Below are 13,209 nucleotides of genomic sequence, written 5' to 3'. Positions count from 1 at the left end.
CCACGGCGCCGTGTTGGGGCGTCCTGTGCCAACCAGTGTCAATTAAAGCGTTACGGCCGGGTGCGGTGACGTCACTGCGATAGGAGCGCCACCACGGGCCATTGTGCCCGGAATGAGAAAATTTGGAGTAGCGGCCCGGATCGGGCTTCGCACTGTCAACCAGTGTCAACTAACCTTGGTTGCGAAGTGGCTTTAGAAGCCGAGATCGCGGAAGGTTTGCTGGTCAAAGCGCAGGCGGAAGGTCACATAGGGCCCATCTCGGGTGTAGCGCGCGGCTTCGAAGTCACGATCTTCGAAACCGGTGATGTTATAGCCGACCGAGATCCAGGTGTTTTCGATCGGGCTGATGCCGATGTTCGGGCCGACAGACCAGGTCCAGGCGCGGCCGCCATTGCCTTCACGCACGCTGGCCGAGGCGCCGATATCGAATGTTTCGGACAGATCGAAGCGCGCATCGGCACCAAACAGATTGCTCCAGCCCTCGACATCGGCTGTGCCGAACCGATCGGAAACATAGCGTGTGCCCCAGAAGAAGCTGAACTCGCTGCGGTCCAGAAAATCCTGGCCGCCATACATGCTCAGACCCGTGCTGGTCGGCGAATAGTTCAGCGAGAAGCTGTTGACGATCCGCCGCGATCGCTGGTCGCCGGTCACGAGCAGCGGTGCGCTGCCGATCGGGCCGGGTTGGCCCGCGACAGCATTGGTGATCTCGTCACTGCGCAGCTCAAGCTTGTTGAGGAATGACCAGTCGCTGGCCATCGGGCGATGCGCGACCGAGATTTCGAGCGTGGTGATTTCGCTGGTCGCGCCGCCATCCTGTTCGGCGCGCAGCCAGGAGAATGCACCGCCGACCGCGCTGCCTTCGCCGATCTGCCTTAGCAGTGAAGTTGTGACGCCATAGCGATCTTCCCGCTCGCCATCGCGATATTCGGCGCGACCTGCCCAGCTCCAGCGGTCACCGCGATAGGTTGCGCCGGCGGTTACAGCGGTAAAGTCCTCGGTCAGGGTCGGATTCGAACCATTGCCAATGAACCCGCCGCTGGCGACCGGCTGAGCCGGGTTCAAGACAGTGTCGGGATCGATACCTCCGTTCAGCGTCTTGTTGCCGTCGAGCGAGAAATCGACCGACCAGTTTTCGTCGAGCACCAACGACTGGGCAAAGCCATAAGCGGCAAAGGTACGCGGACCGAACTCGGCAATGTCTTGCTGATTGCCAGCGAGCGAAATGCGACCGCCGGACCAGGGCTGGATATCGAAGCCGACACGGGCCGTGCGTGCGTCAACGCTATCGCCCTCGGCAATTTCATATCCGCCGACCAGGGTGATCCAGTCGGTTGCGGCAAAGCGGGCGGTGAATTGATGGCGCGCCGGGAAGTCGACGCTTTCGGCATCATCGAGCGCGAACTCGGTCTGAGCGTCGAGCGTCAGCCGGTTTTCAAACAGGCGTTGCGTCGCGCCGATCTGGAGCAAGGTCGATTCCAGTGTCGATCCGTCGCTGAGCTCGTCATTACTGTAGATGATGCCCAGCCGCGCATCGGTCGAGCCGCTATGATATTCGACCAAGGCCTGACCAGCGATCCGCCGCGCACCGCTGGTGAGGAAGTCCTCATGCCAGGCGCTCGTTGCCAGCGAGAATTGTTCGTCGATGCGGACCCGACCGTCAAAACCGAACTTGCGTGTACCGCGCTCTGCGCCACTGAGTTGGCCAACGCCAAAGTCAGATTGCTGTTCGCGGGCATAGGCAAGGATATCGAAATCGGAGCTGTGATGCTCGGCTTCGACCAACCATGCGGTGGCAGTGCCCGGATCGTCTTCGGTCGGTGCAGCGCTGGCGCCTGGATCGGTATCGCTTGCCGCAAACTCAGCGCGAACTTCGGTTGAGTCCGTCGGACGCCAGCGAATGTCGATGCCGCCCATATTCGTCTCGCGCTGGTTGTCGTCGTCGCGAATTGCGGTGACGCCGATCCGCAGACGTTGGTCGGCAGTCGCCCAGGTGAAACGGCCACCGGCATTGACCCGGCGGGCAGCAATCCCGTCGACTTCATATTCGACGATGATGAATTGCGGATTGAGTGACGAATCCCGACTGAGGATCGGCTCGCGGAAGCGGATCGTCCCGTTGAAATAGTCGACGTCATAGTCGATGTGGCGAACGAGCTGCTGGCTCGAGACGATGATGTTCGAGCGCAGACGATCGCGCACTTCGATCGTCACGCGTTCGCTATTTGCAAGCAGCTGCGTGCTGCCGATCGCATAGGGACCAGTGAGGCCGTTGCCCTGAATCTCAACCCGGCGGAACCGATGCGGTGTATCCGCGACAAATGCAGTGGCCGATACGCGATTGTTCCGGAACTCGGCGCGCACACCGTTAAAGCTGCGGTTATATTGCGTGAGCTGGGTCTCGTTAAAGTTCGTCTCATAGTCGCCGAACATCGCGTAGAATTGCGGCCGCTCAAGCCGTAGATAAAGACGGCGAACACTGGCCGCGTCAAAGCGGCGTTCTGAGCGATCTGCATAGATGGTGTAATATTGGTTCGGATCGATAACGCCCTGGAAGCGGGTATCATCCCGCTCCGCATCGCTATCGTAGGCCATGGTCATCAGCCACTGACCAGTGATCCGACCGCGTGCGTACAGGGCGACGCGGGAATCGGTGTACCAGGTCTCTTCGTCAGCCCCAATCTCTTCCAGATTTCGGTCGAGATGGTTGAAGCCAACCGTGCCAGCCGCAAAGCCGACAACAGTCCAGGGTCGATCACCAGGCTCGAGCCAGGTCTCTATCGTCTGCTCTCGGGTAACCTCGCCATCTCGGAACGGTAGGGTGACGATTAGAGTGCCACTCACCGTTGTTGGTTCGAGTTCGATATAGGCAATGCCCTCATCGCCCTCTACGCGCCATCCAGGGGCGGCACGTTCGAGGCCGGCAAGCTGGCGCGCCTGTTGCGCGTCTGCTTCGACGGCAGCCCCATAGGGGGAGGGAACGGAGAAGTCTCCGGTCAGGCCATGATGGACCGGACGGCCATCACGATCGGTAAGCCGTATCGCGATCAGAGGACGCGAAACGCCGTCGGCAATCAGCCGTGATCGATGAGGCAAGAATTCAGCCCGGATCGGTGCGTTACTGAAATGGACTGTGCGCGACAGGGTTTCGACAACCGTGCCATCGGCGTCGACAATCTGAGCGACAAATCGATTTTCGCGCTCTTCAATTCCGATACCGCGCCATTGGCTGATTGCGATCGTATTGGCCGCATTTGTCCGCAAGCCTTCAAAGGCGACCGGTGCCACTGGAGCACCGTTGATGGTCAATCGTACCGTCTGGCCCGGATAATGTTTGATGGCGACTCGCATGACGCGGGTACGCGGGTTGTGATCTTCCGCGGGGAAAATCCATTCTATTCCAGGTGTTTGGTCAGTTATCCAGTCGCGATCGGCACCCGCCGCCTCACCATCTGTGATCGGCGTCGGCCGCTCAACAGCCGGTGTGGCGGTCTCAGGAGCCGCGCGAGGCTCCACGGCCCTGACACGAAAATCAACGCGATACAGTCCGCCGCCTTGGCCCTCTACGAAGCGCGAGAATGCGCGTCCGGCTGAACGCGTGTTGCGAGCGCAATCAACCGCAGCGCGATCAAGGGGAAGAGTAGATTCATCCATCTGGACGACATGCAGTCCGGGTGTAACCGCTTCGAAATGATAGCGCCCATCTTCGTCGGTCACGGCATAACTGCCATCTTCCAGCATGATGCGCACACCAGCTATTCCAGGTGCTGTGCGCGGATCTACGCCGCAGCCACCGTCTGTAATCCGACCGATTATCGTCATTCGTGTCGCCAGGGTCTCGCGAGAAACGCGAACCGTTGCATCGGCAATATTGCTGACCTGTCCCCGATCATCGCGAACCTGTGCACTGTTGGTCGCATTGCCTGCGCGCGCCTGTGGCAGCACTTCCGTGATGTAAGACAGGATGGAGCTCGTTCCAGCCGCAAGGCCTTGTATTGAAATAGTAAATTGTCGACCATCGGCGGTAATATCGACGCCACTGGCGAGCCTTTCACCGTTCAGGCGAATGGAATCGGGCCGGAGTCGCAATTGCGCGGGAAGGCTGTCGGTGATCACCAATGGTCGCGTCGGACGCGTGGAATCCGTGCTGCTGACACGGATGTTGAAGAGAATAGGATCCCCTGGCACGGCGACCTGCCGCGATGCTGCTTTCTCGACTGTCAGAGGTGCGGTTGGCCGATCGAGTGGGATATCAATCTCGATTGCATCGATACCGCCCAGGGTGAAACTCTCACCGAACGAACCATCGACGATATCATAGGGATCACCCCTAGAATCGACGAAAGCCGCCAGTTCGGCGGGCGATGCTTGCGAGATTCCTGTATAAGGATCAGGGGGTTGGATCACCAATCGATATTCACCGGGTGGCACGACCGGGAAGAAGAAGTCTCCCGGCCCGGGTGTATATGTGAAGCCTTGGCTGTCAGTGACGGTCTGTCCGGTGGTTACGGTCGCCGGGAATGTTGAGATTCCGTCATTGCCGAAGACTTCCGCGGGTTGGCCGGTTGCTGCGTCAACGAGAGTGACCTGCGTACCGTTGATTGGCGCGCCAGTTTCGCTGTCAAACACCGTCGAACCGAAGCTTTCGAGCACGTCTACGCTCAAATCTGCAAGATCTCGCGCGCCATTTTCGCCAGTTGGCGACATTTGCAGCGCCGTGCCCGGAACAACAGACAATATGCAGTTTTCCGGAACCGGCTGGGGTGGAACAGCTGCCGTAAATATATAGCCGGCGAATACGCCGCTATCGACGCCAGTTTCCGTCAGGATTAGGTTTTCGCGATCACCATTGTCGGTTTCTATAGTAATATCATAGGTTTCCGCGACCGTTGGATTCTGGTTCGATGCAGCATGCACAACGGAAAAGATCAGAGGTTCGCCGGGGCGAATTTCCGTCGCGGTGATGACCGAAGCAGGATCCACCGGGACGCTGCCATATACCCCGCCAAGCGGCGGCGAGGTGAATGGGGGGGTGGCGACACAGCTCGTTCCGTTCAGAACGACATTGTCAGTGCCGCCACCGCCACCAGGATTAAATTGGAAAAGCCCAATTTCCGGGGGTGTCCCGTCGACGAGTTCAACATCAATATCGAGTTGATTAGACGGTTCGCGCCGCCTTTCGCCGTTTTCGTCCCATTCCACATAGGCAATGTTACTAATCGTCTGGGCGTGCGCGATCGAACCCGCTGGCGACAATAGCGCAGCGAGCAGTGCAAAAATCATTGCACATGCCAAGAGGATCGGTTGACGCATCGCGCAGAATCCTGGCCGCCGAGAAATATCTGCGGCCACGATCTAGCTACCTAGTCGATAACCGCGCGGAACGTTACGATTTCAGTCGTCCCAGCGGTAACCGTTCCCAATGTAGCCGTGACGTTACCACCACCGAAACTGCCACCTGGCGTTCCGGTGCTGTTGTCACAGCTTGTCAGCGTGTCATCACCAGGAACACCCGGTGTACCGCCATCGTCAATCACTGCCGTACCGCCGATCACGATCGACGAAGCCACAAACGTAGTGTTTGTCGGCACAGCGTCCGTAATCGTAACGTTAGTGGCATCAGCACCACCGGCAGCGTTTGTTACAGCAATGCAGTATTCGACCGTTGCACCCGGAATATTGTAGAATTCCGTAGCGCCTGTGATCGGATAGTTCGCATTGGTTACGGTGCTGCCCTTGAGCGCGCTCAGTGCGGCAGCAAGTACCGTATAGTCATCATCGTCCGAAGCGATGCCGTCATAAACGCCATCAGCGTCAGCAAAGACTGTATCGACACCAGCGGTATCGCCGCCTGTGGTCGGCGTAATCACACCGCCGACAGCGCCGCCAGTCGTTCCGCTATTACCTTCACGCGCGGTACCCGTCAGCTCAACATCGGCAACATCGTTGGTGCCAAGGCCCGTCGGAACGTCTGCAACCACAAAGATCCGGCGCGTTTCGCCATTGCCCATCTCGTCGAGAAAGGTGACTTGGCTTTCCGTGCCATCATAGCTGCCGTTGCCGGCCGCTTCATCGACATAGATTTCGACAGTCGTGACGTCGAACGTGTCAGTCCCGCCATGCGATGCGGTTCCGCCGACGATCTGCGATACCGCAAGAGCAATATCGATAAATCCGTTGGTTTCGTTCGTGACGTCGAAGGTCGTTACTGCATCTTGCTGACCTGGTGTAACCGATGTGGTCACATTGCCTACTTCAGCAACGATCACATTGATCGCCCGATCGACGACGAATGCGTCTGATGCGATCACATCGTCCTGGTCAACACCAGATACCTGGTACTCGACCGTAACGCTGTTGTTGATGGATAGTCCTGCATCCGTCCCGGCTGCATATGCCGGTGCAGCAGCAAACGCGATGAGCGTAATGCTGCTGACGGAGACAAGATAATTTGTCATGTTTTTCATTGCCTTAATCCTAGTTCCGTCAAGTTTCGAGCCATTCACCCCCCGGTCCGCTGGCTCAGTCGGCGGTTGTATTTGCGGCTATCTCACGACGCCGCGAAATCTGAGTTGCCCGGACGCGCCGGCCGCGATCGGCTCGGTGAGTGTCCAGCGAATATGTGTGACATCGACAGGCTGGGCGTCGCGTTCGACACCGCCGTCTGAAGCAACGCGCAGTTCGGTCAGCGCGCCAAAATTGTTTCCGCCATCGACCGAATAAACAGCGCCAGCATCGATCGCTTCGACGAAGACGACAGCCTCTGGCATTGGGTTGGTGACGACAAAATTCTCTGCAGCATCGGCGCCGGTGTTCTCGTAGGTTAGAACAAACACCAAGGCATCGCCCGGAACTACGCGAGTGGGCTCTTCTAGTGTTACCGTGACGTTCCCATCAGGCTGCTCTTCGCTGCGCTCGACGAAAACCGTGCTTTCAAGTGCAACCTGGTTGGCCATGACTGGGCCAACTGGCGTGATCAATGCGATCAATGCGATAAGATACTTCATCTTGCTTCTCCGTCAGTCAATAACGACTTGAAATTCAATGATATTGATGGTCCCGGCGGTCACCGCTCCCAGTGAAACCGTGATCCCGGACCCGTCGAATGAGGCGCTGTCTGCATCCACGATGTCGGTCATTCCCAAGCCATCGAGGGTGATGCTGTTGGCGACATAGGTCGTGTCAGCGGGGATCGCGTCGGTGATGACGACATTCGCCAGGGTGCCCGTGCCAGTGGCCTCAGATGTCAGCTGATAGGTGATTGTCGCACCCGGGATTTGGCTTGTGCCGCCAAATTGGTCCACGACAGTTGCGGTCTTGGTCAGGTCGAGATCTGCATCGACGATAAGATAGAAGCCACTATCGACATCTGTGGCACCAGTAGAGCCAACTACAGCGTTTGCGCCGCCTTCGCCCTGACCTGCGAAGACGGTTCCAGGGGCGCCGCTGCCAGTTGCGGCCGTGGCCGTGAGCGAGACCTCGCTGCGTTCCGTATCAGCGGCCGTGGCGGGAATGTCGCCCAAAATGAAAACGGTAATTGTCTCATCAGCGGCGAGAACCGGAGGTGTGGTGGGGTCGTATAGAGTGTCAGTACCGGGATCGTAATTGCCGTTGCCGTCGGTATCGATGAATATCGAGATGGCATCTGGATCAAAATCGTCGCCGGCAATATTGGGATCACCGGTGAGGAGCGCCGGTTCCGGGCCGTTTCCGCCATTTGTGACGGTATAGGTGAGCACGGCATTCAATTCGCCAGGTGCCGCGGTGATGTCACCAGGATCTGCCGAGGTCACAGCAATATCCAGGATTTCGTCGACCACCAGCGTTACGGTATTGGAATCTACAGTTATTGTAGTGCCGCCGTCGTCGTAGCTGGCCGAAGCGGTGTTTTGGATCGGCGTGCCGGCCGGCGTTCCGGCGGCGTGGAGGGCTGGCGCGCCAAACACGGCGGTCGCCGCGCCCATGCATAGCATGACGGTTCTGGCGATCTGACGATTTTTAACGTCTCGACAGCGCGACATATATCGCAGCCCCCCCAAGTTGAAAAAACTCTTACGAAGGGGGTGCATGAGGCATTAACGCTAATAACCCGTAAAAATCCGGGGGTTTTCGGTGCGTTCAATGCAAAAAGGGAATTTTGTTAGGGATAATCGCCGAAAAATCGGCCAACTACTAAGAAAGTCTTACCAACGCGGCTCCAAAATGGCGTATTTCCAGCCGCCGGCAGCCGGGGTGCACAAGGATCGCGTAACTTTGCTTGACAGCGCTAGGCACCTACCCTAGTTCGCGCCTCTCCAACGCCTAAGCGGGTGTAGCTCAGTTGGTTAGAGCGCCGGCCTGTCACGCCGGAGGCCGCGGGTTCAAGTCCCGTCACTCGCGCCATTTTCCAGTTTCCATCCACTGTAAAAGTGGCTTTAGCGGCAGGATCCATATGATCCCGGCGACCAGGTATATTGGTGCCTGAACCAGCGCCGGAAGCGTTCCGATCGGGCCAGACGCGCTTGCGACAATCACCGCCCAAATGATGATTATTCCAATAATTACGAATATTCCGAAGGGCTTGCGCCAACTGGGATTCATGACGTCACCTTAATCAATCGCTCTGGTGTGGCGATATAGTCGAGCGGCTCATCCCAAGGATCAGCCGGGATCTCCTCGGCTATCTGACACTCCCATGCAAGGCCGATAGTCGTCAAAGGCTGTTTCGCACGGTTTTCCGCGAGATACCGATCATAATGACCTTGGCCCTGTCCTACACGATTGCCTGCCCTGTCGACTGCCACCAATGGAATTAGAAGCGTGTTTGGGGACAATTTGGGAGCATCACCAGCCGGCTGACGGAGACCAAATGGACCGGCGGTGAGGGCCTCTCCGGTCCATTCGCGAAACTCCATTGGTGATTGCCGATCTGTGAAAAAGGGAAGGGCGACTTGGCCGCCTTTTTCGACGTAGGATTTCTGCGTCTCGAGAGGGTCAATTTCTGACGTCATGGCGGCATACCCACCGATGATTCCAGCGAGTAGCCCGGCCGCTTCTAGTTGGCGAAATAGAGCGGTATTCGCGGGCTCCAATTGTATAGAATTTGCATTAAAAACATATTCTTCCCGAACTTTTCTAAAATATGCTCTTAACTCTGGCTTGGTCATGATTTCGCCTGCTCGGGTGGCGGGGCCGCCATGGCCGTTTGCCCGAAAATCCTCTGACGCCAATAACGTCAGGTGGGCGCCATATGCGTCGGACCAAGATCCGGGCAGGGACAGCTCCCTTGGATGTTGTATCGCCTCAGGGATATTCGTAAAGGCGCGTACCGGGCAGCGCCCGCCACGGATGACTTAGGAAGCCTGGCCGCCAGTGGCAAGCTGGTCGCCAAGTGCAGATAAGCGATCAGCCAGTTCTTCGAGATGATCGAGCGACTGATCTGGAACATCTGTGGTTCGCAGCTCGTCCGCCTCGTCGGCAAGCAAAAGGGCCGCGAACAGCAAAACCCGCGCTTCACCAAGATTTCCGCCGACAGCAGCCTGCGCATCGATGGTTTTTGCGTCAACCATGGCACCAAGCTTCTGCAGTCGATCTTCTTCGCCATCGCGGCATGCAACGGTATAGCTATGGCCCGCGATAGTGAGCGTTACTTCAGCCATTATTCGCCTGCTCCGCTTGTTCGATGATGATGTCGAGATCGCTAAGCACGGTTGATGCTGCCGCATACAGACGGTCGTATTTTTGCTGAATAGCATGCAATTCGGCATCGTGCGCTGCGGTATCGATCGCACCAGTTTCATCGCTCTTTGCCTGTAGCTCAGACCTAAGTCGCTCAATTTCCTGATCTTTTAGCTTGTCGATGTCAGCGGCATCCGCGCGCAGCTTGGCGATTGCGCGATCGCGTTCATCGAGCGCAGCCGCGTGTGCGCTGTTAAGCGCTGCAATTTCTTGCCGCAGCTTTTTCTCGGCGTCCTGATCTGTAGCCGCGGAAGCGCCCGGCTGTGCTTTGGCGATCCGCACGGCCGCAGCATCGATCCGAGCGATTACCAGGGAAAGGCGGTCATTTTCCATGCTCTTTGCATAGCAGGAAAGCGCTTCTCGGCAAGACTGTGGGCGCTGCGGTTGACGATAACGGCATGACATTCCAAGTGGTCGCGCGCGCTCGCGACTCGTAGGGCTGTCCCACAGGCAGCCTGGAGCATGCCGAGCCGGACAGGGGAAACCGTATGACCGTCACCCATATTCAGCTTGCAAACGCCATCCGCGCCCTTTCGATGGACGCTGTGCAGGAGGCCAATTCTGGCCATCCAGGAATGCCAATGGGTATGGCGGACGTCGCGACGGTTCTGTTTACAAAATATCTTAAATATAATCCGCAGGCCCCTGATTGGTTTGACAGAGATCGTTTCGTTCTTTCTGCCGGCCATGGCTCGATGCTGATCTATTCGCTGCTTCACCTCACCGGATATGCGCAGCCGACAATGGACGAAATCAAGCATTTTCGTCAGTTGGGCAGCCCCTGTGCGGGCCACCCCGAAAACTTCCTTCTGCCGGGTGTCGAGGCGACGACCGGGCCGCTTGGCCAGGGCCTTGCAATGGCGGTCGGCATGGCGATTGCCGAACGCCATTTGAATGCGCATTTCGGCGATGATCTGGTTGATCACCGCACCTGGGCGATTGCGGGTGATGGCTGTCTTATGGAAGGCATCAATCACGAAGCGATAGGGCTGGCTGGCCATCTTAAGCTCGGTCGGCTGATTACGTTCTGGGACGATAACGCGATCACGATCGATGGCGGAACCGATCTGTCGTCGAGCGAGGATATCCGCGCCCGTTACGAGGCTTCGGGTTGGCACGTAACCAGCTGTGATGGCCATGATCCGGATGCGATCCGCTTTGCCATTGAAGAGGCGTTGGCCGATCCGCGACCGTCGCTGATTGCGTGCAAGACGGTGATTGGTTTTGGCGCTCCGAACAAGCAGGGAACCTCCGCTACCCATGGCGCGCCGCTCGGAGATGAAGAGATCGCAGCTACGCGCGAAGAGCTGGGCTGGGACGCTGCGCCATTTGTCATCCCGCCGGAGATTGGTGAAGTGTGGGCAGAGGCGGGTGCGCGCGGCGCTGAACCTTATAGTGAATGGACGCAACGGCTTACAAGTCACTCAGAAAAAGATGAATTTAAACGGCGCATGGCTGGCGATCTGCCGGAAGGAACCGCCATGCAATCCTATCTTGAGACGCTCGCCAGCGACCCGCCCAAGGTCGCCACGCGTAAGTCTTCGGAAATGGCCCTGACCGCAATCAACAAGGCTATTCCAGAGACAATTGGTGGCTCAGCCGACCTGACCGGCTCCAACAATACGAAGACGCCAGCGACCGATCCGCTGACCAGCGACAATTATGGCGGGCGCTATATTTACTACGGAATACGTGAGTTCGGCATGGCGGCCGCGATGAACGGCATGGCCTTGCATGGCGGCGTGATCCCCTATGGCGGAACATTCCTTATCTTTTCAGACTATTGCCGCCCGGCGATCCGGCTTTCGGCGCTTCAACAAGTGCGCGCCGTCTATGTAATGACGCATGACTCGATCGGCCTGGGCGAAGATGGGCCGACGCATCAGCCGATTGAGCAGCTGGCCAGCCTGCGCGCCATGCCCAATCTTGCTGTTTACCGACCGTGTGATGCAATAGAAACCGCAGAATGTTGGGCTTTATCGCTCAAACGTAAGGATGGGCCATCACTGCTGGCGCTCACCCGGCAGGGCCTGCCGCCCATGCGCAGCGATGTTGCCGAAAATCAATGCGCCAAGGGCGCATATCGTTTGAAAACGGCAGAAAATGATCGGCGCGTCGTCCTCATGGCAACCGGATCTGAGGTTCACCTCGCGGCAGAGGTTGCTGAGAAGCTCGAGGCCAAGGGCTTTGGCACCGATCTGGTCTCTGTCCCGTGCTGGGAGCTGTTTGACGCTCAGGACGCGGCCTACAGAGCCGATATTCTTGGTGGAGACGATATTTTGCGCGTTTCTATCGAAGCTGGCGCGACTTTCGGTTGGGAACGCTATACCGGCACTGATGGACTGAATTTTGGTATCGATCGCTTTGGCGGTTCGGCGCCGGCGAATAAATTGTTCGAATATTTCGGGCTGACAGAAGCGGCAATCACTCCGCAGATCCTGTCAGCACTCAAGAATTAAGGAGACTGACCCCATGGCTGTCAAAGTAGCGATTAATGGTTTCGGACGGATTGGACGCCTGGTTGCCCGGGCAATGCTCGAACGCGACGATCATGATTTCGAACTGGTTGCGATTAACGATCTCGCCGATGCGAAGGCTAACGCCTTGTTGTTTCAATATGATTCAACGCATGGCCGTTTCCCGGGCACAGTCTCAGCGGGTGATGACAGTATTACTGTGAACGGCAAGACGATTGCCGCGACGTCAGAGCGCGATCCTGGCAATCTGCCGCATGCCGAGATGGGCGTCGATATGGTGTTGGAGTGCACGGGCTTTTTCCAGTCGCACGAAGCCTCTGAGCCGCATCTCAATGCGGGCGCCAAGCGCGTGCTGATTTCAGCGCCGGCCAAGAATGTGTCGAAGACAGTCGTTTACGGCGTCAATCATGACAGCCTGACGGCCGAAGATGTCATCGTCTCAAATGCGAGCTGCACAACCAACTGTCTGGCTCCCGTTGCCAAGGTGCTGAACGATACGGTGGGCATTGAGCGCGGGTTCATGACCACGATCCACAGCTACACCAATGATCAGCGCATGCTCGATCAAATGCATTCGGATATGCGCCGGGCCCGCGGCGGTGCGCAAAATATGATCCCGACTACGACGGGCGCAGCTCGTGCCGTCGGCCTGGTATTGCCGGAGCTGAACGGCAAGCTCGACGGCAGTTCGGTTCGCGTTCCGACGCCGAATGTTTCGCTGATCGATCTCGTCTTTACGCCGGGACGCGATACCTCGGCTGAAGAAATGAACGCAGCGCTCAAGGCGGCCGCTGATGGCCCGATGAACGGTGTGCTTTACTATACCGATCAGCCGCTGGTTTCTTCGGACTTCAATCACTATCCGGCAAGCTCCACGATCGACAGCCTCGAGACAGCTGTGCTCGAAGGCAAGCTCGCCCGTGTGGTTAGCTGGTATGACAATGAGTGGGGCTTTTCGAACCGTATGATCGACACGGCAACCGTTATGGCAGGCTTGCTCTAGGCCGCAGATTTC

The 13,209-nt window shown here is 57.7% G+C and carries 10 protein-coding genes, 1 tRNA gene and 1 other RNA gene; 3 read left to right on the top strand and 9 right to left on the bottom strand.

The genetic code is table 11. The annotated features are described in order from the left end of the window. Positions 1-192: 192 nt before the first annotated feature. The 4 genes from HFP51_RS05685 to HFP51_RS05670 all read right to left on the bottom strand — a co-directional run bounded on the left by HFP51_RS05685 (position 193) and on the right by HFP51_RS05670 (position 7,964). Positions 193-5,313, bottom strand: coding sequence for a hypothetical protein (locus HFP51_RS05685; RefSeq protein WP_255454908.1), 5,121 nt, complete (start codon positions 5,311-5,313; stop codon positions 193-195). Between the two features lie 50 nt (positions 5,314-5,363). Beyond that, positions 5,364-6,467, bottom strand: coding sequence for a hypothetical protein (locus HFP51_RS05680; RefSeq protein ID WP_255454907.1), 1,104 nt, complete (start codon positions 6,465-6,467; stop codon positions 5,364-5,366). Between the two features lie 78 nt (positions 6,468-6,545). Further along, positions 6,546-7,007 carry a DUF11 domain-containing protein gene (locus tag HFP51_RS05675; RefSeq protein WP_176874769.1) on the bottom strand — a complete coding sequence of 154 codons (462 nt, stop codon included), beginning with the start codon at positions 7,005-7,007 and terminating at the stop codon, positions 6,546-6,548. 12 nt (positions 7,008-7,019) lie between these two features. Continuing rightward, positions 7,020-7,964, bottom strand: a complete 945-nt coding sequence (locus HFP51_RS05670; protein ID WP_176874768.1) for a DUF11 domain-containing protein — start codon at positions 7,962-7,964, stop codon at positions 7,020-7,022. A gap of 341 nt (positions 7,965-8,305) precedes the next feature. Between HFP51_RS05670 and HFP51_RS05665 the strand changes: the two genes are divergently transcribed. Then, positions 8,306-8,382, top strand: a tRNA-Asp gene (locus tag HFP51_RS05665). On the opposite strand, the gene HFP51_RS05660 is transcribed toward HFP51_RS05665, so the two are convergent. The 5 genes from HFP51_RS05660 to HFP51_RS05640 all read right to left on the bottom strand — a co-directional run bounded on the left by HFP51_RS05660 (position 8,371) and on the right by HFP51_RS05640 (position 10,050). Then, complete coding sequence (locus HFP51_RS05660) at positions 8,371-8,580, bottom strand: DUF2842 domain-containing protein (RefSeq protein ID WP_176874767.1); 210 nt, start codon at positions 8,578-8,580, stop codon at positions 8,371-8,373. The genes HFP51_RS05665 and HFP51_RS05660 overlap by 12 nt on opposite strands. Continuing rightward, the gene (locus tag HFP51_RS05655; RefSeq protein ID WP_176874766.1) at positions 8,577-9,146 is read right to left on the bottom strand and encodes a 5-formyltetrahydrofolate cyclo-ligase; all 570 of its coding nucleotides are present in this window, start codon (positions 9,144-9,146) and stop codon (positions 8,577-8,579) included. Before HFP51_RS05655 ends, HFP51_RS05660 begins: the two co-directional genes overlap by 4 nt. An 18-nt stretch (positions 9,147-9,164) precedes the next feature. Beyond that, positions 9,165-9,321: non-coding RNA, 6S RNA (gene ssrS, locus HFP51_RS05650), on the bottom strand. 11 nt (positions 9,322-9,332) lie between these two features. Next, positions 9,333-9,638, bottom strand: a complete 306-nt coding sequence (locus tag HFP51_RS05645; protein ID WP_176874765.1) for a cell division protein ZapA — start codon at positions 9,636-9,638, stop codon at positions 9,333-9,335. Then, positions 9,631-10,050 carry a hypothetical protein gene (locus HFP51_RS05640; RefSeq protein ID WP_176874764.1) on the bottom strand — a complete coding sequence of 140 codons (420 nt, stop codon included), beginning with the start codon at positions 10,048-10,050 and terminating at the stop codon, positions 9,631-9,633. Before HFP51_RS05640 ends, HFP51_RS05645 begins: the two co-directional genes overlap by 8 nt. Before the next feature lie 155 nt (positions 10,051-10,205). On the opposite strand from HFP51_RS05640, the gene tkt reads away from it, so the two are divergent. Beyond that, positions 10,206-12,176, top strand: a complete 1,971-nt coding sequence (tkt, locus tag HFP51_RS05635) for a transketolase (RefSeq protein WP_176874763.1) — start codon at positions 10,206-10,208, stop codon at positions 12,174-12,176. A gap of 13 nt (positions 12,177-12,189) precedes the next feature. Beyond that, entirely contained in the window at positions 12,190-13,197 is a 1,008-nt protein-coding gene (gene gap / locus HFP51_RS05630) for a type I glyceraldehyde-3-phosphate dehydrogenase (RefSeq protein ID WP_176874762.1), read from the top strand. Positions 13,198-13,209 lie beyond the last annotated feature (12 nt).

The sequence above is a fragment of the Parasphingopyxis sp. CP4 genome, from assembly GCF_013378055.1.
Classification (GTDB): Bacteria; Pseudomonadota; Alphaproteobacteria; order Sphingomonadales; family Sphingomonadaceae; genus Parasphingopyxis.
This window is presented reverse-complemented; position numbering and strand designations above follow the sequence as displayed.